The organism is Aeromonas sp. Y311-2 (assembly GCF_027706025.1).
In the GTDB taxonomy this organism is placed as follows: domain Bacteria; phylum Pseudomonadota; class Gammaproteobacteria; order Enterobacterales; family Aeromonadaceae; genus Aeromonas; species Aeromonas veronii.
In genome coordinates this window covers 1-22,124 of record NZ_JAPDCL010000019.1, presented here as the reverse complement: position 1 = coordinate 22,124, position 22,124 = coordinate 1, and the positions used below count along the sequence as shown (strand labels likewise).

At 61.3% G+C, this 22,124-nt stretch carries 15 protein-coding genes; 3 read left to right on the top strand and 12 right to left on the bottom strand.

Annotated elements, in window-relative coordinates; translation table 11 throughout:
- Positions 1 to 76 precede the first annotated feature (76 nt).
- The 5 genes from hemE to OKC42_RS16450 all read right to left on the bottom strand — a co-directional run bounded on the left by hemE (position 77) and on the right by OKC42_RS16450 (position 7,354).
- Entirely contained in the window at positions 77 to 1,144 is a 1,068-nt protein-coding gene (hemE, locus tag OKC42_RS16470; RefSeq protein WP_005335440.1) for a uroporphyrinogen decarboxylase, read from the bottom strand.
- A 182-nt stretch (positions 1,145 to 1,326) separates the two neighbouring features.
- Positions 1,327 to 2,106 carry an NAD(+) diphosphatase gene (nudC, locus tag OKC42_RS16465; protein ID WP_270820266.1) on the bottom strand — a complete coding sequence of 260 codons (780 nt, stop codon included), beginning with the start codon at positions 2,104 to 2,106 and terminating at the stop codon, positions 1,327 to 1,329.
- A gap of 246 nt (positions 2,107 to 2,352) precedes the next feature.
- Entirely contained in the window at positions 2,353 to 5,517 is a 3,165-nt protein-coding gene (gene putA / locus OKC42_RS16460) for a bifunctional proline dehydrogenase/L-glutamate gamma-semialdehyde dehydrogenase PutA (RefSeq protein ID WP_270820265.1), read from the bottom strand.
- A gap of 332 nt (positions 5,518 to 5,849) precedes the next feature.
- The gene (locus tag OKC42_RS16455) at positions 5,850 to 6,455 is read right to left on the bottom strand and encodes a TIGR04211 family SH3 domain-containing protein (protein ID WP_005335443.1); all 606 of its coding nucleotides are present in this window, start codon (positions 6,453 to 6,455) and stop codon (positions 5,850 to 5,852) included.
- A 146-nt stretch (positions 6,456 to 6,601) separates the two neighbouring features.
- Positions 6,602 to 7,354 (bottom strand): potassium channel family protein, encoded by a 753-nt coding sequence (locus OKC42_RS16450; protein ID WP_005354446.1) that lies wholly within the window; start codon positions 7,352 to 7,354, stop codon positions 6,602 to 6,604.
- A 101-nt stretch (positions 7,355 to 7,455) separates the two neighbouring features.
- On the opposite strand from OKC42_RS16450, the gene OKC42_RS16445 reads away from it, so the two are divergent.
- The 3 genes from OKC42_RS16445 to OKC42_RS16435 all read left to right on the top strand — a co-directional run bounded on the left by OKC42_RS16445 (position 7,456) and on the right by OKC42_RS16435 (position 13,116).
- A complete protein-coding gene (locus OKC42_RS16445) occupies positions 7,456 to 8,706 on the top strand; it encodes a methyl-accepting chemotaxis protein (RefSeq protein ID WP_270820263.1) in 1,251 nt (416 codons plus the stop codon).
- A 176-nt stretch (positions 8,707 to 8,882) separates the two neighbouring features.
- On the top strand, positions 8,883 to 11,756 hold the full coding sequence (glnE, locus tag OKC42_RS16440; RefSeq protein WP_270820262.1) for a bifunctional [glutamate--ammonia ligase]-adenylyl-L-tyrosine phosphorylase/[glutamate--ammonia-ligase] adenylyltransferase: 2,874 nt from the start codon (positions 8,883 to 8,885) through the stop codon (positions 11,754 to 11,756).
- A gap of 265 nt (positions 11,757 to 12,021) precedes the next feature.
- The gene (locus tag OKC42_RS16435; protein ID WP_021229484.1) at positions 12,022 to 13,116 is read left to right on the top strand and encodes a type I restriction endonuclease; all 1,095 of its coding nucleotides are present in this window, start codon (positions 12,022 to 12,024) and stop codon (positions 13,114 to 13,116) included.
- A 30-nt stretch (positions 13,117 to 13,146) separates the two neighbouring features.
- Here OKC42_RS16435 and OKC42_RS16430 read toward each other — a convergent pair whose 3' ends face one another.
- The 7 genes from OKC42_RS16430 to OKC42_RS16400 form a co-directional block, all read right to left on the bottom strand.
- On the bottom strand, positions 13,147 to 13,710 hold the full coding sequence (locus OKC42_RS16430; RefSeq protein WP_270820261.1) for a GNAT family N-acetyltransferase: 564 nt from the start codon (positions 13,708 to 13,710) through the stop codon (positions 13,147 to 13,149).
- A gap of 95 nt (positions 13,711 to 13,805) precedes the next feature.
- Positions 13,806 to 16,007, bottom strand: coding sequence for a glycoside hydrolase (locus OKC42_RS16425; protein WP_270820260.1), 2,202 nt, complete (start codon positions 16,005 to 16,007; stop codon positions 13,806 to 13,808).
- A gap of 108 nt (positions 16,008 to 16,115) precedes the next feature.
- Positions 16,116 to 16,916, bottom strand: coding sequence for a DUF2861 family protein (locus OKC42_RS16420; RefSeq protein ID WP_270820258.1), 801 nt, complete (start codon positions 16,914 to 16,916; stop codon positions 16,116 to 16,118).
- A complete protein-coding gene (locus OKC42_RS16415) occupies positions 16,913 to 17,560 on the bottom strand; it encodes a response regulator transcription factor (protein WP_236323452.1) in 648 nt (215 codons plus the stop codon). Before OKC42_RS16415 ends, OKC42_RS16420 begins: the two co-directional genes overlap by 4 nt.
- On the bottom strand, positions 17,557 to 18,939 hold the full coding sequence (locus OKC42_RS16410) for an ATP-binding protein (protein WP_270820257.1): 1,383 nt from the start codon (positions 18,937 to 18,939) through the stop codon (positions 17,557 to 17,559). The genes OKC42_RS16415 and OKC42_RS16410 overlap by 4 nt, the downstream gene beginning before the upstream one ends.
- A 145-nt stretch (positions 18,940 to 19,084) precedes the next feature.
- Complete coding sequence (locus OKC42_RS16405; protein WP_270820256.1) at positions 19,085 to 21,247, bottom strand: AsmA family protein; 2,163 nt, start codon at positions 21,245 to 21,247, stop codon at positions 19,085 to 19,087.
- 132 nt (positions 21,248 to 21,379) lie between these two features.
- Positions 21,380 to 21,886, bottom strand: a complete 507-nt coding sequence (locus OKC42_RS16400; RefSeq protein WP_270820255.1) for an NUDIX hydrolase — start codon at positions 21,884 to 21,886, stop codon at positions 21,380 to 21,382.
- Positions 21,887 to 22,124 lie beyond the last annotated feature (238 nt).

The following is a 22,124-nucleotide window of genomic DNA, read 5'->3' as shown; positions in this document are numbered from 1 at the left end:
AGCGCCATTTTTTTAATGTAAAACGGGGCCTGACGGCCCCGAATATCAAACACACTCTTCTTCGCTCGCCCCGGCCTTAGCGACCGTGGTACTGGGCGGAGAGCTCGTGTACCGCGTTGACGAACACGCCAGCGTGTTCCGGGTTCACATCCTGATGGATGCCGTGGCCGAGGTTAAAGACGTGGCCATTGCCGTGACCGAAACCGGCCAGAATGGAGGCGACCTCTTCACGGATGCGAGCCGGAGTGGCGTAGAGCATGGAGGGATCCATGTTGCCCTGCAGCGCCACCTTGTCGCCAACCCGACGCTTGGCGTCGGCAATGTCGGTGGTCCAGTCCAGACCCAGCGCATCGCAACCGGTGGCGGCGATCTGCTCCAGCCACTGACCGCCGTTCTTGGTAAACAGGGTGACCGGCACACGGCGACCGTCGTGCTCGCGGATCAAACCATCGACAATCTTGTGCATGTACTGCAGGGAGAAGTCGCGGTAATCACGCGGGGTGAGCACGCCGCCCCAGGTGTCGAACACCATGACCGCCTGTGCACCCGCCTTGATCTGGGCGTTGAGGTAGGCAATCACGCTGTCGGCCAGCTTGTCGAGCAGCAGGTGCAGGGTTTGCGGCTCTGCGTACATCATCTGCTTGATCTTGGTAAATGCCTTGGAGCTACCCCCCTCCACCATGTAGGTGGCCAGGGTCCAGGGGCTGCCGGAGAAGCCGATGAGCGGCACTTCGCCCTTGAGCTCACGGCGGATGGTGCGCACCGCATTCATCACGTAGCCCAGCTCATCTTCCGGATCCGGAATGGGCAGCGCCTGCACGTCGGCCATGGAGGTGATCGGACGCTCGAAGCGCGGGCCTTCACCCTGCTCGAAGTAGAGACCGAGCCCCATGGCATCGGGCACGGTGAGGATGTCGGAGAAGAGGATGGCGGCATCGAGCGGGTAGCGGCGCAGCGGCTGCAGGGTGACTTCACAGGCCAGCTCGGCATTGCGGCACAGAGACATGAAATCCCCCGCCTGGGCGCGAGTCGCCTTGTATTCCGGCAGATAACGGCCAGCCTGGCGCATCATCCATACCGGGGTCATGTCCACATCCTGACGCAGCAAAGCGCGCAGGTATCGATCGTTCTTCAGCTCTTTCATCCCAGTTCCCGATTTCGTATCACGCATAAAATGGTGGTCATAATACCACTTTGCCCAGTCAAGCGGACTGCCCAAAACGTGGCAAATGGGCGCGCGGTTGCAAAGATGTGAAGGGGCGCAAACCTGACCGCCCCGCTTGTAACAAGAAGTGCAAAAAGATTGGCGAAAAGATAAGCGCCTCGTTACCCCTCGCCCGCCAGCGAACGCTCGATCAGCCGCCGGGCGATGGTGCCGTGGGGCGGCAAACGCGGCAAGCGGTCGGCGGCAAAGAAATCGGCAGCGACCAGTTCGTCATCCTGCACCCGGATTTCGCCGCTCTCGTAGTCGGCGGTAAAGCCCATCATCAGGCTGTGGGGGAATGGCCAGGGCTGGCTCGCCACATAGCGCACATTGCGCACCCGGATGCCGCTCTCCTCGAACACCTCCCGTGCCACGCACTGCTCAAGGTTCTCTCCCGCCTCCACAAAGCCGGCCAGCACGGTATACATGGGATCGTCCGCCTGATAGTGACGGCGATGGGCCGCCAGCAGGATCTCCGGCCCCTTGCGCACCGCCACGATAATGCAGGGAGAGATGCGTGGATAGGCCGTGTGGCCGTGGTGGCACACCTGCGCCCACTCCCCCGCCTTCGGGGTCATGGGGGCGCCGCACTCGCCGCAGAAACGGTGGGTACGGCGGAAGGTGGCGAGCTGCCAGGCGCGGCCAGCTAGACGAAAGCCCTCTTCGTCTCCCGCCACCATCAGCTGGCGCAGAGGGCTCATGGCGCTCGTGTCGGCCTCAGCCCCCAGATCGAGCAGATAGCAGGGTAGCCCCTGCCACTCGTCGAAACGCTCGAAATGGGCGTCAGCCAACGCTGCGGGCAGGCACGCTTTACTGCCCTGTGGCACCTGACCTTGCTGATCGAGCAGTACCAGATGATCGCCCCCCAGCACGAACCAGCGGGCTTGTTCGGTTAATGACATCAGATAAACACTCTCACTTAAGTCCAATTACACAAAGTCCAGTTAAACAGAACCCTGACCACGGCTGGCCGAGCAAGGGGCAAACGCCGCGCGAATGGCTCCCATCTTACGACCAGCACAGGTCGCTGACGACCCCGCCGTGGCCGATTGTTCCATTCGTAAAAAACGGATGGCGCAAATAAAGAGGCCGCCCGAAGGCGGCCCGTTGTTATCCGGTATCCAGTATCCGGCCTCTATCGACGCGGATCAGGCATCGCCCATCGCCAGCAGGGAGGCGTTGCCGCCCACCGCCGTGGTGTTGATGGTACGGGTCTTCTCGGTAACAAACCGCCCGAGATAGTGAGGGCCACCCGCCTTGGGGCCGGTGCCGGAGAGCCCCTGCCCGCCGAACGGCTGCACCCCGACCATGGCGCCGATCTGGTTGCGGTTGATGTAGACGTTGCCGACGTTGATGCGGCTCGCCAGCTCCTCGGCGTGGGATTCGTTGCGGCTGTGGATCCCGAGCGTCAGACCGTAGCCGGTGCCGTTGATATCGCTGATCACCTTGTCCAGATCCCGGGTGGCGTAGCGCACCACGTGCAGGATGGGGCCGAACTGCTCCTTGGCCAGCTCGCGGATGGAGCCGATCTCCAGCGCGGTCGGCTGGACAAAATGCCCTTCCATGGTCGCGGCCGGCATCGGCGCCTGCGCAATCAGGCGAGCGCGCGGCACCATGTAGGCAAGGTGAGCATCGAGACCGGCCTTGGCATCGGCGTCGATCACCGGGCCGACGTCGGTGTTGTGTTCGGCCGGGTTGCCCACTTTCAGCTCCTGCATGGCGCCGGTGAGGATCTCCAGCACCCGCTCGGCGATCTCCTCCTGCAGATAGAGCACCCGCAGGGCCGAGCAGCGCTGACCGGCGCTCTGGAAGGCGGCGCTCACCACGTCGCGCACCACCTGCTCCGGCAGGGCGGTGGAGTCGACGATCATGGCGTTCTGGCCGCCGGTCTCGGCGATGAGCGGCAGGATGGCGCCATCGCGCTGGGCCAGAGTCATGTTGATGAGCTTGGCGGTCTCGGTGGAGCCGGTGAAGCAGACGCCGCCGATGCGCGAGTCCGCAGTCAGCTTGGCGCCGACGGTGGCGCCGTCACTGGGCAGCAGTTGCAGCACGTCGCCCGGAATACCGGCCTGATGGGCCAGAGTCACCGCCAGATGGGCGATAAGGCCGGTCTGCTCGGCAGGCTTGGCGATGACGGTGTTGCCAGTGGCCAGCGCCGCAGCAATTTGGCCGAGGAAAATCGCCAGCGGGAAGTTCCACGGGCTGATGCAGACAAAGACGCCGCGCCCCTGCAGGAACAACTCGTTCTGCTCGCCGGTGTAACCGGGCAGCAGGGTCGCCTGCCCCATCAGGCTGCGCGCCTGCACCGCGTAGTAGCGGCAGAAATCGACCGCTTCACGCACCTCGTCGATGCCATCTTGCAGCAGCTTGCCCGCTTCGCGTGTACAGAGGGAGACAAACTGCTCGCGGTTCGCTTCCAGCAGATCCGCCAGCTTCTCCAGCGCGGCAGCCCGCTCGCTCACCGGGGTTTCACGCCAGCGCGGGAAGGCAGCGTGGGCCGAGGCCAGCGCCTGCTCCACCGCCTGCTCGTCGGCCCAGTGGATCTTGCCGACAGTGAGGCTCACATCCTGCGGGCTCAGCACGGTGCGCGCCTCGCTGCGCTTGAGGGTCTCGCCATCGACGATGGGCCCTGCCAGCCACTGCTTGCTCTCCAGCTCTTTCAAGCGGGCGAAGAAGGGGCGCTGGATGGAGAGGATGTTCATGTTGACGCCGCTGGAGTTCTTGCGGTCGGTGAAGAGGTTCACCGGCTGCGGAATGCGGTCGTTAGCAAAGCCGGAGTAGCGCTTGAGGGTGCGCAGCGGATGCTCGGCCAGTGAATCTACCGGGGTGTTGGGGTCCACCAGCTTGTGGACGAAGGAGGTGTTGGCCCCGTTCTCCAGCAGGCGGCGCACCAGATAGGGCAGCAGATCCTTGTGGGCGCCGACCGGCGCATAGATGCGGCAGTGCAGGCCGGGATTGTCGTTCAGCACGGCGTTGTGCAGCTCCTCCCCCATGCCGTGCAGGCGCTGGAATTCAAACTGGCGATCGCCAGCCATCTCCAGAATGCTGACCACGGTATTGGCGTTGTGGGTGGCGAACTGGGGTGCAATAAAGCCGCGGGTCGGCTCGCTCAGCAGGTAACGGGCGCAGGCGAGGTAGGAGATATCGGTGCCCGCCTTGCGGGTAAAGAGCGGGTAGCCGGGCAGGCCCGCCTGCTGGGCATATTTCAGTTCGCTGTCCCAGTAGGCGCCTTTTACCAAGCGCACCGGAATGAGGTCACCCTGCTCGCGGGCCAGCGCGGTGAGCCAGCAGAGTACCGGCAGGGCGCGCTTGGAGTAGGCCTGCACTACCATGCCGAGCTTGCCCCAGCCACGGTTGGCGTTGGAGCGGTAGAGCTGCTCAAACAGATCCAGCGACAGCTCGAGGCGGTCCATCTCCTCGGCATCGATGCTGATGGCCACATCCTTGTCGCGGGCCAGACGCACCAGCCCCACCAGCCGCTCGCACATCTCGCCGAGCACCCGCTCGCGGTTGGCCACGTCATAGCGTGGATGGAGCGCCGAGAGCTTGATGGAGATGGAGGGGGCCGGGCCGCCGTCGCTGATCCGCTCGTTGCCCACCGCCTCGATGGCGTTACGATAATCGGCCAGATACTTGTCGGCATCCTGCATGGTCAGCGCAGATTCACCCAGCATGTCGTAGGTGTGGGTGTAACCCAGCTCGCGGGATTTGCGGCTCGCCTTGAGCGCCTCTTTCATGTCGCGCCCCAGCACGAACTGCTTGCCCATGATCTTCATGGCGGCGTACATGGCGGAGCGCACCACCGGCTCCCCCAGCTTGTTGACCATACGCCCCAGCAGGTTGGCCGGGTTGCCGTCGAGCTTCTTGTCGAGCTTGATAATCTTGCCGGTCAGCATCAGCCCCCAGGTGGAGGCGTTGACCAGAGTAGAATCGCTCTTGCGGAAATGGGAGGACCAGTTGGCGCCGGAGAGCTTGTCCTTGATCAGGGCATCGGCGGTCTCGGCATCGGGAATGCGCAGTAGCGCCTCGGCCAGACACATCAGGATGATCCCCTCCTGGGTATCAAGGCTGTACTCCTGCAGGAAGGCGTCGATACCGTCACCGGAGCCGCTCTCCTTGCGCACCTTGGTCACCAGAGTACGGGCACGCTGGGTCACCTGCTCCAGCGAGGCGCCATCCCCCGGCAGCATGGCCGACAGTTCGGCCAGATAGGCATTTTCATCCACCACGTAGTTCTGGGTGATGGCTTCGCGCAGGGCGGCCAGATCAGAGGGGATATAGTCAGCGGCAAGCACTTGAGTAGCTTTGAACATATGGGGTCTTCCTGTACGCCCTAGGGCTGATATCGACAAAGGCGGACGCGCCGCCGAAACGCCGATAATGTATACAATGTTGCACCCTGTATGAAATGAATTTGTTGCCACTCTTTAACAAAGATCGCTAATTCACCCTATTCATTCCCTTTTGAAGCCAGCCCGCCAATAAACATGAGGGTCATCTGACTTCATTTTGTATACGATCTGCCACCGCCCGCCCTGTCGCAAAGCAGCCACGCACCCCGCCCAATAGCGGATGTCCCCAATGCGCCCAAAAAAGAAGGGCCGCCACGGCGACCCTTCTCAGCAATTCATTCAGCCAGATGCTGTCAGTTCATCCAGCGATCGCCACGGCTGCGACGACGGGGCAGCATGGGCAGCAGGATACCGAGCAGGATACCGGCCCCCACCATGGCACCACCACGGATAAACCAGTCCATCTGCATGTCGTGCTCCTGGTTGTCGTAGCTCTGGGTCAGGGCATCATTCTGCTCTTTGAGATTGCTCATCTCCTCACCCTGACTGACCAGCTGAGCCTTGAGAGCAGCGATCTCCTTGCTCTGGGCAGCGATCTGGCCATCCTTCTCGGTGAAGCGTTTCTCGTTGTCACCGTTGAGGTTCTGCAGGCGATCTTTAAGCTCATCGCGCTCTTTTTCCACCTGGGGCAGACGCTCGCGCAGGCTGATCTGGCTCTGCAGTTCGCTGTTCTTGATCCACCCCTCGCGGCCACGACCGTCCACCACCTGGGTGAAACCGGCCTCGCTGTTCACCGCCTTTACCTCCAGCGGTTCACCAGCCTTGACGCTGCCAAGGATCCGGTACTGGGTACCCGGGCCATTGTGGATATAGGTAAAGATGTTGTCTGAAACATAACGGGTATCGGCCAGTGCCTGTTGGGCACACAAGCAGATCAAAATCCCGAGAAGGGCGCGCATGGTCGATCGGTTCTCTTTTTCAGGTTTGGACAAGAGGTTGAATGTTAAGCCGCCAGCAGGTTAAAGGACAAGCAAAGAAAAAGCACCTCCCCCCAGATAAAGAGCGCAGAGTTGCGAGTCACCTCGCAACTTGCCCGTCTGCGGTCTCACTTGTTTTTCAGCTCCTGCACCTCGCTGCGCAGGGCGCGGATCTCCCGCAGCAGCTCCTCTTGCTGGTTGTTGTAGTGATGACGCCACTTGTCGGTCTCGCCATCCCCCTTGTTGGGCTGCAAAAACAGGCTGGCCATGAAACCGCTGATGGCACCGAACAGACCGACCCCGAACAGGATCAGCAGGCTGGCGACAAACCGCCCCTCCTCGGTCTTGGGCACCAGATCCCCGTAACCCACTGTCGAGAGGGTCACCAGCGTCCACCAGAACGCGTCATAGGGTGTCTCAATCTGGCTGCCGGGCTGGCCTGACTCAATCCAGTACATGACGCCGGAGCCCACCCCCAGCAGCAGGAAGAAGAGGAACAGGATGCCGGAGAGAGTGGTCTCGTTGCGCTCGCGACGGAACATGGCCCAGAGATCCGGGTGCTCCTTGAACAGCTGATAGACCCGCCACAGCTGGATCAACCGCGCCCAGCGCAGTTGCTCCGCCATCGGCAGGCTACCCGGCAGATAGATCCAGTTGGCCTTGAAATAGGCCTTGCGATCAGAGGCCCGGATCCAGCCATAAGCAAAGTGCGCGAGGAAGAAGTAGCAGATCAGACTGTCGAGGTCATAGAAGAGCTGCAGAGTCTGTGGTGTCAGGCTCTCATGGCCCCACCAGCGGGCCGTCACCAGCACAACCGAGATAATCGACAGAAATGCCATCAGCAGATCCATCGCCCGCAGATGAGTTAAGTGATGTCGCATACATTTTCCAACTTTAAGCACAGTGCAAATTAATAAAAGAGAAGATAATGCCGATAGTCCTGAGGGCAAAGGAAAAAACGGCTTTTAAAAGGAGAATGACAATGCAGCTGAACCTGCTGGAGAAAAGAATGAGCAACATCCGGTTGGTACCCAAAGTGGTGCTGCTGATGGTGTTCAGTACCCTCCTGCTACTGACAAAACTCTGGTTTGACGCCAACAATCTGGAAGCGACCCTGCTCAGCGAAGGGCTCGATCCCGCCAAGGCGGATGCGATCTCCAATCGCCTGCTCTGGACCGGTCTGATGGAGACCGCCGTCATGGGGCTGCTGTTCGTGATCCTGCTGCTCACCGGCTCCCGCCTGATGGTCAAGCAGGTGCACTATCTGGTGGGCCTGCTGGAGCGCTTCGCCAAGCGGGACCTCAGCCACAAGGTACTGCTCAAGTCTCGTGACGAATTCGGTGACATCGCCAAGGCGGTCTCACACTCGCAGGAGAACCTCAAAGAGGTGTTTGGCAACCAGCGCGCCGCCTGCAAGGAGCTCAACGACATCGCCTCCCAGGTGACCCTTTGCATGGAAGAGGCCAACGAAGCGATCAACGAAGAGTTCACCCAGATCGAACAGCTGGCCAGCGCCATGAGCCAGATGGTCGGCGCCATTCGCGAAGTGGCCGCCCATGCGGATCAGGCCTCTCACGCCACCGCCGAAACCAGCCAGCTGGCGGAAGAGGGGAGCCGCTGCGTCGCCGATACCGTCAGCACCATAGACACCCTCTCCGGCAACATCCAGCGCTCCGCCACCGTGGTCAACGAGGTGGAGCAGGGGGTCGAGCGCATTGGCTCTGTGGTCGACACCATTCGCGGCATCTCGGAGCAGACCAACCTGCTGGCACTTAACGCGGCCATCGAAGCGGCTCGCGCCGGTGAAGCGGGTCGTGGCTTTGCCGTGGTGGCCTCCGAAGTGCGCGAGCTGGCCAACCGGGCTCAGGCCGCCACCGTCGAGATCCAGAAGATGATCGAACAGCTGCAGGGCAATGCCCATCAGGCTGGCGAGCTGATGGCCCAAAGCGTACAGCAGGCCGACAAGGGGGTGGAACAGGTGACCCAGGCCGGTACCCAGCTCGCCACCATAGTGCAGCGGGTACAGGGTGTCGCCGATATGAACCGCCACATCGCCGCCGCCTCCGAGCAACAAAGCTCGGTCGCCGAAGAGATGCGCGGCAATCTGGAACAGGTCAAGCAGATCGCCGAAGGCTCCGTTGTGGTGCTGCGCGAACTGCAAGAGGCCTCCGAGCTGGTCGAGCAGCACAGCAAGGAGCTCGACAGCCAGATCCAGTCCTTCAAGCTGGTGTGACCACAGCGCATAGACAGAAAGGCCCTGAGGGGCCTTTCTTCATATCCCCACCAGCAACCCATTTTCCTTGCCGGATCATGCTTCTCGCCCCTGCGCTGTGACGCGGGGGCCTGACAGTGCTAGATTGGCAACCAGCTTTTTATCCGGCAGTTTCGTTAATCACAAGGACGGCAACCGTGGCCCAGCACTCTCCCTCTTTCTCCGCCCTCTCCCCCCTGCTGCAAGAACAGGCCGAGCGCCAATGGCAAAGGCTGATCGAACTGGCCCCCGACTATGGCTCGCTGCCCGAGCCCGTTCGCCAGACCCTGCTGACCCTGCTTGGCCTCTCCGATTTTGTCGCCGACTCCCTCTTCAAACAGCCCGAGTTGCTGACCGAGCTGCTCGCCTCCGGAGACCTGGAGCGCTCCGAGCGGTGGCCCGCCTACCAGAGTGACCTCACCTCCCTGCTCGCCGAAGTAAGCGATGAAGAGGCCCTCAAGCGTATCCTGCGCCAGTTCCGCCGCAGCCGCATGCTGGTGATCGCCTGGCGCGAGCTGCTGGGCCATGCGGCGGTGGAAGAGAGCTTTATCCATCTCACCAAGCTCGCGGATGCCCTCATCAGCTCCGCCCGCGACTGGCTCTACGCCAAACAGTGTGGCGAGCTGGGTACCCCGATGGACGGCAACGGCAACCCGCAACCGCTGCTTATCCTCGGCATGGGCAAGCTCGGCGGCGGCGAGCTCAACTTCTCCTCGGATATCGACCTTATCTTTACCTTCCCCGAGAACGGCTACACGGTCGGCGGGCGGCGCGAGCTCGCCAACCAGCAGTTCTTTATCAAGCTCGGCCAGCGCATCATCAACGCCCTTCACCAGCCCACTCAGGATGGTCAGGTGTTCCGGGTCGATATGCGACTGCGCCCCTTTGGCGATGCGGGGCCGCTCGCCATCTCCTTCGCCGCCATGGAGGATTACTACCAGCATCACGGCCGCAACTGGGAGCGCTACGCCATGGTCAAGGCGCGGGTACTGGGGCCCCAGTGCGAGCACGCTGTGGAGCTGGCCGAGATGCTGCGCCCCTTCGTGTTTCGCCGCTATATCGACTTTGGCGTTATCGACGGCCTGCGCCAGATGAAGGCGATGATCGCTGCCGAGGTGCGCCGCAAGGGGCTGGAGGGCAATATCAAGCTGGGGGCCGGCGGCATTCGCGAAGTGGAGTTTATCGCCCAGGCGCTGCAGCTTATTCGCGGCGGTCGTGAACCGGCACTGCGGGTGCGCCACCTACCCGAAGCGCTGGCCGCCATCGCCCGGTGCGGCGCCCTCGAATCCGCCCATTGCGACCGCTTGCTGACGGCCTATCGCTTCCTGCGCCGGGTCGAAAACATTCTGCAGGAGATCGGCGATCAGCAGACCCAGACCCTGCCCACCGAAGAGCGGGATCGCCAGCGGCTGATCGCGGCTCTGGGTTTTGCTGACTGGGGCGCCTTTATGGCTCATCTGGATGAGGAGATGGCAGCCGTCCATCAGGAGTTCGCCGCCGTGGTGGGGGAAGAGAAAGAGGCTCCCGCCCATCTCGAGCAGCTCTGGCTCGATCTCTGGCGTACCGAGCTCGATGCTGCCGAGCTGGAAAAACTGCTGACTGCTCAAGGGGTCGTCGAGCCCGCTCCGCTCTGCGCTGCCCTGCTGCGCTTCAAGGAGGAGTACAAGCGCCGTCAGGTGGGGCCGCAGGGACGCATCGCACTGGACTGGCTGATGCCGGAGCTGCTGCGGCTGGTGGTCGCCAGTGAGCAACCCGCCCGCCTGTTCGAGCGGGTATGCGAGCTGCTGACCCGCATCTTCACCCGCAGCGCCTATCTGCAGCTGCTGGCGGAGAACCCGGGCGCCCTGCGCCAGCTGGTGCGGCTGTGCGACGCCAGCCATCTGGTGAGCGAACAGCTGGCCCGCTACCCCATTTTGCTGGACGAGCTGCTCGATCCCCAGCACCTCTACCACCCCACCCCACTCGATCAGTACAAGCCCCAGCTGCGCCAGTTCCTGCTGCGCATCCCCGAAGAGGACGTGGAGCAGCAGATGGAGGCGCTGCGCCAGTTCAAGCAGGTGCAACTGCTGCGCATCGTGGCGGCCGACATCGCCGGCGCCCTGCCGCTGATGAAGGTGAGCGACCACCTCACCTGGCTGGCGGAGGCGATCACCGAGGAGGTGGTCAATCAGGCGTGGGCCCAGATGAGCGAGCGCTACGGGGTGCCGCCCGAAGTGGCGTTAAGCGGCCAGCGCGGCTTTGCGGTGGTGGCCTATGGCAAGCTGGGCGGCATCGAGCTCGGCTACGGCTCGGATCTCGATCTGGTGTTCCTGCACGGTGGCGATCCCAACAGCTATACCGATGGCCGCAAGCCCATCGACAGCCGCCAGTTCTACCTGCGTCTGGCGCAGCGGATCCTGCACCTGTTCAGCACCCGCACCCCCTCCGGGATCCTCTACGAGATCGACATGCGGCTGCGCCCCTCCGGCGACGCTGGCCTGCTGGTCTCGTCGCTGTCGGCCTATGAGCAATATCAGCAAAACGAAGCCTGGACCTGGGAGCATCAGGCGCTGGTGCGGGCCCGCCCCATCTATGGCGATGACACCATCGTTGCCGAGTTTGCCCGTATCCGCCGCGATGTGCTGGCCAAGGAGCGGGAGCTGCCGACCCTGGCCCGCGAGGTGCGCGAAATGCGCCACAAGATGCGGGATCACCTGCTCAAGGCGGGGGCCGGCGAGTTCGACCTCAAGCAGTCCCCCGGCGGCATGGTGGATATCGAGTTTATCGCCCAGTATCTGGTGCTGGCCCACGCCTGCGGCGAGCCCGATGCCCTCACCCGCTGGTCCGATAACGTGCGCATCTTCGATGAATGCGTGATGGCGGGGGTGCTAACCCTGGAGCAGGCGGAGGGGCTGAAGCAGGCCTATCTGGAGATCCGCAACCTCGGCCATCGCCTCAACCTCTCGGAGATCTCCCGCAAGGTGAGCGACGATCAGCTGCAGAGTGAGCGCAGCCATGTGCTCGCCGTCTGGCGCAAGCTGCTGGGGGAGTGAGATAAACCACAGCAGGTTCAACGAGAAAGGGGCGCTTGGGCGCCCCTTTCTAATATAAATATCAGCTACAAGCTCATATTTTCTTCATATAACACTCAATAGCGGTGAGCTGGATCCTGTTTCAGGCATACCAGCCTTGGAATCGTATGGCACTTTGCTGAATATACGTAGAGATAAACCGTCTCTATGACCTCACCTGATTTTGGCCAGATATGACGGGTGAATATCAACTCAACAATTCCAGTCCCAGCGCAGAGAGGAAACAATGGATTTTTCAGAGCAGCTACAGAGTCTAGCCAAAAAGATTGCTCAACAGTCATCGATGATCACCACAGAAGAAGCAACCAAAAACGCATTTGTCATGCCATTTCTCAATCGTGTACTTGGTTATGATGTGTTTGACCCTACGGAGGTGATTCCGGAATTCACCGCAGATACAGGCATCAAAAAAGGGGAAAAGGTTGACTACGCCATTCTCAAAGATGGCCAAGTGCAAATTCTGGTTGAGTGTAAAAAATACAGTGAAAAACTCTCGGCCAAGCACTCTGGTCAACTCTTTCGCTATTTTTCAGTTACCAATGCTCGAATCGGCATTCTTACCAATGGGGCACAATATGAGTTCTACACAGACCTTGATGCCCCAAACAAAATGGACGAAAAACCATTTTTGACGCTCGATCTGGAAGACATAGATGAACACATAGTGCCTGAGGTATTAAAACTAACCAAAACCTCTTTCGATGTTGATTCAGTTGTCGATGCAGCTGGCGAACTGAAGTACCTTAGCCAGATCAAAAAATTGCTAGCCGAACAATTTGGCTCACCGGAAGAAGACTTTGTTAAGTTTTTTGCATCCAGAATCTATGACGGTGTACTGACGGCAAAGGTCAAACAGTCCTTTACCGACATTACCAAGAAGGCACTTAGCCAATTTCTGAATGACAGCATCAATGCAAGATTGAAATCTGCGATTGGTGGTAGTGTCAACTCCTCAACTATCCAACCGGCATTTGATAGTAATCCATCAAGTGATAACAATAATGCCGAAGGCTGTAGTGAGGAAAAATCAAAGGTCGATACAACGATTGAAGAGATGGAAGGCTTTAATGTTGTCAAAGCAATTCTGAGACAGCGATTTGATGTAACAAGAATCGCGGCAAGAGATACCCAAAGTTATTTTGGCATTCTCCTCGACGATAATAATCGCAAGCCGTTATGCCGGTTGCATTTCAATGCAAGGCAGAAATATATCGGTTTATTTGACGCTGACAAAAAAGAGACTAGGCATCCTATTTCCTCGATCGATGAAATTTTTACCTTTGCAGATCAGTTGCTGACCGCGACATCAGTCTATGAATAGTAGAAATTAGGAGGGGGGATAATCCCCCCTTCATCTCGCAATGAACATCCCCGTTTTACAACTCAAGCCGTGCTCCATCACCGTCTCCACCAGCATCTGGTTGAAACGCTGATAGGCCTCTTCCTCAAGAAGCCCCGGATAGCTCAACACCCGCAGCGCATGTCCTTGATAATCAGAATGATAGGGCGGGTGGACATGAGCATAGTCGTTGAGACAAAAGCCCAGCCCCTGATAGAAGCGCAGACGGCGAATGGCAATCTCATCCTCTGGCGGATCGATCTCGAGAATGACGGTTTTGCCTGCCCGCTCGCAAAATTCAGCCAGCAGGCGGCTGCCGTAGTTGCGGCCGCGCAGCGCAGGATTGATGGCCAGATGTTCGATATAGATCTGCTCGCCGCACGCCCACCAGAAGATGAAACCGAGCAGCAGGCCGTCCTGATAAAAGATTTGGCAGTGATAGCGAGGATCCCGCATCTTCTGTGGCTGATGCTGTGGCTGGCGCTGTTCGTAGCGGGGAAAACTCTCGCCATAGATCTGCCAGACCAGCGGCCACGCCGGATGGTTTACCTCTCTAATTACTTCACTCTCAATCATCAGAACTACCTCTAATCCATTTTGCAGAACGTTCATCTATAAATAAAAAGTTCCGCCACATCATCCTCTAATGAAATAAAAGCCAGAACGCCAGATTAGCGGGCGCCATCCGGTTGCGAGACAAACTGCTGCTGACTGCCATCGGGCAACAACGCCAACACGCTTTGAGCGGCCAGTTTTATCCCCGCCTGCTCGGTGGCCGGGCCGAAGTTGGCTATCAGTCGAGTGCCATCGGCAAACTCGCTCTGCTGCACCACTCCTCGTTTGTCGAGCCAGCGAAAACCGGTGAGCGGCTGGTTGTAGAGCCGCTCATGCAGTGGGCGGAAGAAGGCATCGAGTCCCTTGAGGTAGGGAATGCGCACGCTGGCGCTATCCAGACTGAGGTTGAGCAGCGGCGGCACGTTGTAGAGCTGCTGCAACAGTTCGGTGACCTGACGACTCTCCCTGAACTTGAGGCTATCCAGCGTCCAGTGGTGGGTGGTCACTATGCTGTCGTGAAAGACGCTCTGAAACAGCGGCAGCCGCAGCGCCGGATCGAAGTAGAGCCCCTGATACTCGGGCTTGAGGTGGCTCTGGCGAAAGAAGAACGCAGGCTGATAGTCGGGATACCAGGCCCCCAGATAGTAGGGAGAGCGCTTGTTGCGGCGCATATCGGGATCCTGCCAGCCAAAGCCGCTGGTCTGGGGGCCGTGGGCAAAGGCCGCGGTGCGGTTGGCAACCGCACCGCCCTCCTCGGAGCCCACCAGCACCCCCTGACTCTTGGCAATCCACGTCATCCCGGCCATCCGGTTTTGCGCATCCTGCGCCTGAGTGGTCGGCTTGGCCGGATCAAAGTCGTCAAACACCATGCCGGTCGCCGCCACATCGAGGAACCAGCTGTTGTAGTGGCTTGCCTGCTGCAATTTGGGCACTCGCTGCTCCATCACCGGACGCACGCAGGCCTGATTGGTGTAAACGCCGCTATTTTGAAAGCCGCTCTTGCGTCGACCGTTCTCCTGCATGATGCCGCAGCGCAGGTAGATATCCTGCCCCATCTGGGCGGTGAGCCAGCTCTGCTGACGATTCCCCTCCGGCAACGCGGTATCGTAGGAGTCGTAAGGAGCGATGAGATAACCCGCCTCTTTGGCAAGCGCTATCCCCTCTGGCGCGGCAAAACCGGCGGTCCACTGGGGCAGACCCAGCCAGAGTTTGGGTAGTCCAGCCTGCTTGAGAGCGGCGATCATCTTGGCCGAGCTGCCATCGCCCCAGCTCTGTGGCTCGTTGAGCGCAGCGCCCAGTTGCGTGGCAGCCAGCGTGCGCCGGGCGGCGAAATCGGCCGGTTGCTGACCGGGATGGCGCTGCGCCAGCGCCTGCTCCACTCCGGCCAGCACCAGATTTTGCAGATAGCGGTTGCGCTCAAGATCGGGCGCTTGCAGCGCACGCTTGCTCTCCCCCTTGAGCCAGTCAACAGGGATCAGGCGGCGCAGCGCGGGCCAGCTCTTCACATCCTGTGGCACCAGCAGTCGCTCACCCCAGAGATAGAGGTGAGAGGCGCCGATCAGCCGCTTGCCATCCTTTACTGCCGCCAGCTTGCTCTCGAGCGAGACCAGTTCACCCCGTGCCTGCAACCAGCTGCGATAGGCCTTGGCCGCCGCTAGCCAGTCGTTGCCCGGTTGCAACGACACTGCCACCTCATAGGGGTCAGCCAGATTGAGGCGATTGACGCTATGGGTCGCGGTGAGGGCAATGCCATCTTGCTTGGGCGCAAAGGTGAGCCGCTTGTTGAAGGGGTTGGCAAAGAGGATCGCCAGCTGCTGATCGCCGTGATCCAGCCCAACCACCGGCAGGGTCAGATTATCCGTGGTGTTGATCCCCTGATACTCCTGCGCCAGCGCCTTGCGCCACGCAGTGTGCGTAGCCGGAATGCGAAATCCCTCGTGGATCGGCAGCATCAGCGCCTGCGCCCCTGCCGGTACCCGCGGCCATACCAGCTCGCCAGTGGTCGCGCGGCTCAGGGTGAGGATCAGGCGGTTGCCCTCAAGGCGGGCCAAGGCCCGTACCTCGCCATCGGCACGGGTCAGCCAGCTGGCGCGCTCCCCCTCCTGCTGCAAGGCGGTGACCGGCTGGCGAGGGCCGGGAGAAGAGATGAGAAGGTGCTTGCCCGATGGCAGCACAGCCTCGGCCGCCAGGGTGGCGGGATCCAGCTCGATGCGCCACTGATCGTTGGCAAGGGTCAGCGCCTCGGCAGGCAGGGAGAACAGCGGCGCCAACAGCAGCAGCGGGCGGATCCGGCTCGTTAGCACGGGAAGAAGAGTCATGGTCTGTGATTCCTGATAACACACGGGAATCGCCATTTCAGCAGATTGGCCGCCTGCGATTGTCAGGCCAATGTCAGGATTGCGGTGACCTGACCATCACGACGACCATTACTCAACCGGCCCCGCCTGACTGTGGCTTAGCTGCAACACCAGCTGGCCACGCTGGCTGGTCTGCACCAGCGAGAGGGTGCGCCAGCTATCGGGCGTAGCGGTTGGCCAGTTCACCGGCTCATCGGGCGCAATCCGGTGCCACCAGAGCAGGGAGTATTGCGGGCGGGCCAGCACCGTCTGCTCAAGCCAGAGCGGCGTACAGGAAGCGGGATTGGCGGGGGGATTGGCCACCGCCAGCGGCGAGCGGGAGAGCCAGTCCAGATCCTGCACCGCAGGCAGCGGCAGCGCTACCTGCCACGCTTTGCCCGCCACTGCCAGCCGCAGCTGATAGAGGCCAGCTGGCAAAGGCGTCGGTAGATCAGCCCCGACGACCCTGACTCCGGAGTTCTCTTCCGCCTCCCACTGGGCGCCTGCCAGCCGGTCGCGGCCAGCGGGATCGATAAGTTCAGCGGCGGTGATGGGCCCCTCGCCGGTCAGCTGCACCCGATAGTCCCGCAGCAACGGCGCATCGCGCTGGATCAGCTCAAGCGTCAATTCGCTCACCCCATCGGGCAGAGTGAGCGGGAAATCCTTGCCGCAGTGTTGGGCACTCAGCGCGGCCAGCATCCCCTGCCAGCTACGGCGCTCGGCTTCGCTGTTGAGCGCAGGCCATGCCTGCTGCAAAGATTGCCAGGCGTGCCGGTTATCCCCCTGCAACAGCGCCAACGTAGCCGGTTGCAGCGGGTCGGCGCGATCAGTTGCCATAACGCAGCCAGCGCTTAGAGCCAACAGCAGAGCAGCCAGCGTTGCGCGCTTCACGCTGTCACCTCCAGCCGGTAGCCGATGCCGCGCACCGTCTCGATGGCCAGCCCGGGCAGCTTCTGGCGCAGCTGCAGAATATGGGTATCAACGGTGCGGGTGGAGGGAAACGCCTGATAGCCCCACACCCGGTTGAGGATCTCCTCCCGGCTCAGCACCCGTCCCGCCATTCGTACCAGCAGGGTGAGCAGGGCAAACTCGGTGGGGGTAAAACTCACCTCCGCATCCTGCCAGCTCGCCTGCATCCGGGCGGGATGAAGCTGCAAGCCGCCCACCGCCTGAGTGCCATCTCCCAGCTGGCGCAGCTGGGCCCGGATCCGCGCCAGCAGCTCGTCGTGGGAGAAGGGCTTGGTCAGGTAGTCGCGCGCCCCCGCATCGAGCCCGGCCACCCGATCGCTCACCTCCACCCTGGCGGTGAGCACGATCACAGGCAGTGCCTTGCGCGCCAGCCACAGGGGCAACCAGTCGAGGGCATCCCCCTCCGGCATGGTGCGATCGAGCAGCACCAGATCCGCCGCCAGCCACTGCTGCTCCGCCGCAGCCAGAGTGTCGCACCAGAGGCAGCGATACCCCTCGCGGGTCAGATAGCGTTGCAGATTCTCCGCCAGCAATGCCTCGTCTTCGACAAGCAGGATGGTCTTCATGATTCGGGGTCGCTCCAGAGTTGGCAGGGCAGCGTCAGGGTAAAAGTAGTGGGCGGGCCGGATAGGGCGAGGCGCCCGCCAAGACGGCGCAGCAGATGGCGCACGATGGCAAGCCCCAGCCCCAGACCATCGGCACGGGCACCGCGGCGCACCAGGGTGGCGAGCCGATAACCCGGCAGCTCGCCGCCATCGCTGACCGCGAGGATCAAACGCCCCGCCTGCCAGCTGGCACAGACGCGAACCGGCGCGCGGCCATGCTGGCTGGCATTGCGCAGCAGGTTGTCGAGGGCGAGATCGAGCCAGTAGAAGGGGAGCGCCAGAGTCATCTCCCGCTCAAGGCAGAAGGTGGCGTCATGTCGCTCGCAAGCCAGGGTGAGCCACTCAGTGAGACTGACCGCCACCCGCTCATCTTCGAGAGTTTCTGCCGCCAGATAGTGGCGACTGGCCTGCGCCAGCTGATGCAGGCGGGCGACACTGCCCAGCAGTTGCCCCACGCTCTGCTGAGCGGAAGGGGGCAGCCGGTCGAAATCGTGGCGCAGCTCCTCGCTGATGCCGGAGAGCGCCATGATGGGGGTACGCAGCTCGTGGGTCAGCATCTGCAATGCGACACGCCGCTCCCGCAGCAGGCGCCAGCGCTGCCAGCTGGCCCACCCCAGCAGCAGGATAAAGCCAAACGAGCTGGCCAGCGCCAGCCACTGCCAGCCAAGCGTGGGGAGAGCATTGAAGCAAATCGCTCCGACTCGCTCTTCACAGGGGCCATCGACTCGGCTATCCAGCATCACGCCGAGCCGCTCGGCCAGCGGTTGCCACTGCCCGGCGCCATAGCGGCGCCACTGCCCATCACCAAGCAGCCAGAGTTGGCCGGATTGCAGCAGCCAACGCTCACCCCGCAGCAAGGCATCGAGGTTGTCATCATCGAGCTCGCCAAGCAGCCCCAGCTGATCACGCCGCTCCCGCACATGGAGCAGAGCATCGAGCCCGGCCGCCGGATGACCTGCCAGCCAGCGGGTAGCGCTGCTTCCCCCCAGCGGATAGATGGGGTGAGCGGCAAACCAGCGGGTCGAGGGTACAGCCCCTTGGCCGCAAAGCGCCCGCAGCAGTGGCAGCCACTCGGCGGGCAACTCATTCTCTGTCCCGCACTCCTGCTGATAGCGATAGATGGCCTGCAGCTGACGCAGCGGATAGCGCTGCCAGGCGGGATGAAGGGAGTCGGGAGCGATCAGGCGACGATCGAGCCGCTGCACCTCGTCAAGCGGCAGCGCCTGTTCGGGAACCTGCCTGGCCAGCTCGCCTGCCAGGCGATCCGCCAATGGCCCGGCCAGCACGGGAGAAGCCATGCCGTAGCAGATCAGGGAACAGAGCAGCAGGATCAGGCGCATGGGTTCAACTCGAGATGACTCCGGATCAAGGCGCAGCAGATCACTGCGCCATAAAAAATGTCAGCGCCATTTTTCAATGGCGCTGACATCCGGTCAACCGCTAACGGCATTGGCGCGGCTCGCGCCAGCCCATGTGAAGTGTCACCTATTTGAACAGTCCCTTGAGCAGCTGGTCAGCCACCCCTTTGACGGCCTCGTTGTCGGCCTTGTCCCCCAGCAGCTTCTTGAGGCCCCGTTCGGCCTCCTTGCGGGCTTTATCCTCCAGCAGCTTGTTGTTGCTGAGCAGCGCCTTCACATCGAGCTGGTAGCTGGGGGCCTGCCAGTGGCCGCCGATCCGCACCGGAATGGTGATCTCCTTGAGCTCGTCCACATCCTTGCCCCCCTGCCCCTTGCTGCTCTCGACGATGGAGGTGAGGAACAGGAAGTCGAGGTTCTCCGGCACCAGCGCCGTCTGCCCCTCGCCCTTGACCCGCAAGGCGGGGGCAAAGAGCTGGATATCCTTGCTGCGGGCGATGCCATCGGCAATCTGGAAGCTGGCGGTCAGGGCGCTGAAGTCGGTCTTGCGCGCCTCCTTCACCTGCTCGGCCCCCTTGCCGGTGAGGGTAGCCCGCGCCTCGCGGATCATCTCCGGCAGGTTGATGCCATGCAGGGCACCGTCGCTCAGTTTCAAGGTAACCTTGCCCTGCATCCCGTTGCGCAGTGCCAACTCAGAGAGACCGCGCCCCTGCACCTGCACATCGAGATCGCCCTTGCCCTCCAGCAGATCACTCTGAGCCAGAGTCTGCAACAAGGGACGAATGTTCACCCCGGCCACCTGCTTGTGCACCTTGTAGGTGGCGGGCTGCTGGCGCGCGTCGAGAACCCCTTTCGCGCTTACCTGACCGCCAGCCACGGTCGCGCTGAACTGCTTGAGCGTCATCAGCCCTTTTGCCAGAGCCACCTGCAGATCGACTGCGCCAAGATCCAGCCCTTTCAGACGCAGGCTGCCGAGTTGCAGCCGACCATCCAGATCCATCCCCTTGAGCGCGCCCAGATCCGGTTCGACCGCGGAGAGGGTTTCGCTCTTGCCGGTTACCGCTTTATTGCCACTTGCAGCGGTGTTGGCAACACCGGCCGCCGGTTTGTCCTCTTTCGGCTGTGCGGTCGTGGTCGGTGCCGATTTGGCGAGCCATTTGTCGAGATCCAGCTTCTCCCCCTTGAGATCGAAGCTGATTGCGGGAACAGCGCCAAGCTGCACGGTTCCATCACCACTCAGCAGCGCCTCATCAGCACTCATCACCAGCTTGCTCAGGGTAATCAACTGCTTGTCGAGCTCGGCACGGGCAAACCCGGCCAGTTTCAGCTTCATCTGCGGACGTGGCAGCGCATCACCTTCCAACGCTGCCGTCAGCAGCACATCGGAGAGCTCGGCCAGCTTCATCTCTTTATCGAGCCGTCCCTTGAGCGTTCCTTCCAGCGAACCAGCCAGTAACGCTTGCTGCCCCTCACCCTTGGCTCCTTTCAGCGCCAACGTGAGATTGCTCCACTCACCCAGGGCCAGTCGGTCTCCCTTGATGGAGAAACTATCGAGTCGCAGGGCCGGGTCACTCAGGCTGCCAGTGAGGCTCAAGTCTTTCAGTTCACTGGCCATCACCTCCTGCGCCAGCTTGATCTGGGTCTGCCCTTTAACATCGAAAGCGAGCTTGTCGGCACTCCCCTTGGCGGCCAGCGTCACGGGTACCCACTGACCGGTGGCCAGCTGCCCCATATCGAGATCGAGGCGATCCAGTCGCAGCGACGTGCCGCTGCGATCATCCTGTACCAGCGCACTGGCCTGGGAGAGCGCGACACCCTGCAAGCTGATCTGCCAGGGCTTGCTGTCAGCGGTTGGCGCAGGGGTTGCGGGGACGACCGGTTCGCTTGCATCAGCAGTGGCATCTTTGATCAGTCCGCTCAGATTGGAGCTGCCATCAGCCTTGGTCTGGATAAAGAGATGGGCGCCACTCAGGGTCACCTTGCCAATCTCCAGACGATGTGAGAGCAGCGGCAACAGGGCCACCGAGGCCTCGCCCTGTTCGAAACGAACCAGATCCGGCTCGGCAAAACCGGCCGGATTGCGCAGAGCCACCTTCTCCAGCGAGAGGCCGAGACTCGGCCAGAAACGCCAGTCCATCTCCCCCGCCATCACCAGTTCCCGGCCCGTGCTCTTGCGCACCTGTTCAGCCAGTTGGGGCTTGAATTGATTGGGGTCGATAAGGCTTATCAACGTCACTATGGCCAGCAAGGCCGCCACGGCGATGCCGAGCAAGATGAGAACTATCTTCTTCACGATATGCTCCTTGAATCCGGATTCACTGCTGACTATACCACTCACCGTCTGACGAATGGCGTCTGCGGGACAAAAGCGGACAAGGATGAGACAGGGATGGTCGCTGCCAATCCCCATCGTCATCAGCAGGGATCAGGCTTGCAAAGGGGATTGCTGTAACCGCGCCATCGCGGTGCGCGTCGACTCGAAAGCAAAGCGGGGCAAGGGGATATCGCTGATCTTCAGCCACTGACAGGCGGCGACATCGTCAGCCGGCTGGATGACCGGTTTTTCGCTCAGCTTGATGGCAAAGAAGGTGTCACAGGTGTGATAGGTGATGCCATCGTAGGGGTAAATATTGGAGAATGAACCGAGATAGGTAAAAGGTTGGGCGCTGACATCGAGCCCCAGCTCCTCCTGTAACTCGCGCACCAGCGCCCCCTCCAGCGACTCGCCGGGATCGACAAATCCGCCCGGCAGATCCAGCAACCCCTTGCACGGATTGCGGGCACGCTCCGCAACCAGCACCTCGTCCTGCCAGCAAAGCGCCACCATCACAGCCGTCGCCACATTCTGGAAAAAATGAAAACCGCAGCCACAGCGAAACTCTTTGGGGCTGATGCTCTGCAGGGTTTGACCACCACATTTTGGACAAAACATGGGCTATCTCCGACCAGATAAAGAGCTATTTTACGCCGTTGGGGTCAATTTCTATGAGTAAAACAGACAGGGAGGATAAGGTGTTCAGGTTAAAGAGGGGGTAAAGAAGGTCAATTATCAGACGATTTGCTGAATTGCAGGCAATAAAAAACCCCGCTCGATGAGCGGGGTTTCTTGTATTGGGTGCCTGGCAGTGTCCTACTCTCGCATGGCGAATGCCACACTACCATCGGCGCTA

Bases quoted from the DNA above. Each gene is read 5' to 3' on its own strand.
- hemE (WP_005335440.1), bottom strand. From the start codon at position 1,144: ATGAAAGAGCTGAAGAACGATCGATACCTGCGCGCTTTGCTGCGTCAG.
- nudC (WP_270820266.1), bottom strand. From the start codon at position 2,106: ATGTCATTAACCGAACAAGCCCGCTGGTTCGTGCTGGGGGGCGATCAT.
- putA (WP_270820265.1), bottom strand. From the start codon at position 5,517: ATGTTCAAAGCTACTCAAGTGCTTGCCGCTGACTATATCCCCTCTGAT.
- OKC42_RS16455 (WP_005335443.1), bottom strand. From the start codon at position 6,455: ATGCGCGCCCTTCTCGGGATTTTGATCTGCTTGTGTGCCCAACAGGCA.
- OKC42_RS16450 (WP_005354446.1), bottom strand. From the start codon at position 7,354: ATGCGACATCACTTAACTCATCTGCGGGCGATGGATCTGCTGATGGCA.
- OKC42_RS16445 (WP_270820263.1), top strand. From the start codon at position 7,456: ATGCAGCTGAACCTGCTGGAGAAAAGAATGAGCAACATCCGGTTGGTA.
- OKC42_RS16435 (WP_021229484.1), top strand. From the start codon at position 12,022: ATGGATTTTTCAGAGCAGCTACAGAGTCTAGCCAAAAAGATTGCTCAA.
- OKC42_RS16430 (WP_270820261.1), bottom strand. From the start codon at position 13,710: ATGATTGAGAGTGAAGTAATTAGAGAGGTAAACCATCCGGCGTGGCCG.
- OKC42_RS16425 (WP_270820260.1), bottom strand. From the start codon at position 16,007: ATGACTCTTCTTCCCGTGCTAACGAGCCGGATCCGCCCGCTGCTGCTG.
- OKC42_RS16415 (WP_236323452.1), bottom strand. From the start codon at position 17,560: ATGAAGACCATCCTGCTTGTCGAAGACGAGGCATTGCTGGCGGAGAAT.
- OKC42_RS16410 (WP_270820257.1), bottom strand. From the start codon at position 18,939: ATGCGCCTGATCCTGCTGCTCTGTTCCCTGATCTGCTACGGCATGGCT.
- OKC42_RS16400 (WP_270820255.1), bottom strand. From the start codon at position 21,886: ATGTTTTGTCCAAAATGTGGTGGTCAAACCCTGCAGAGCATCAGCCCC.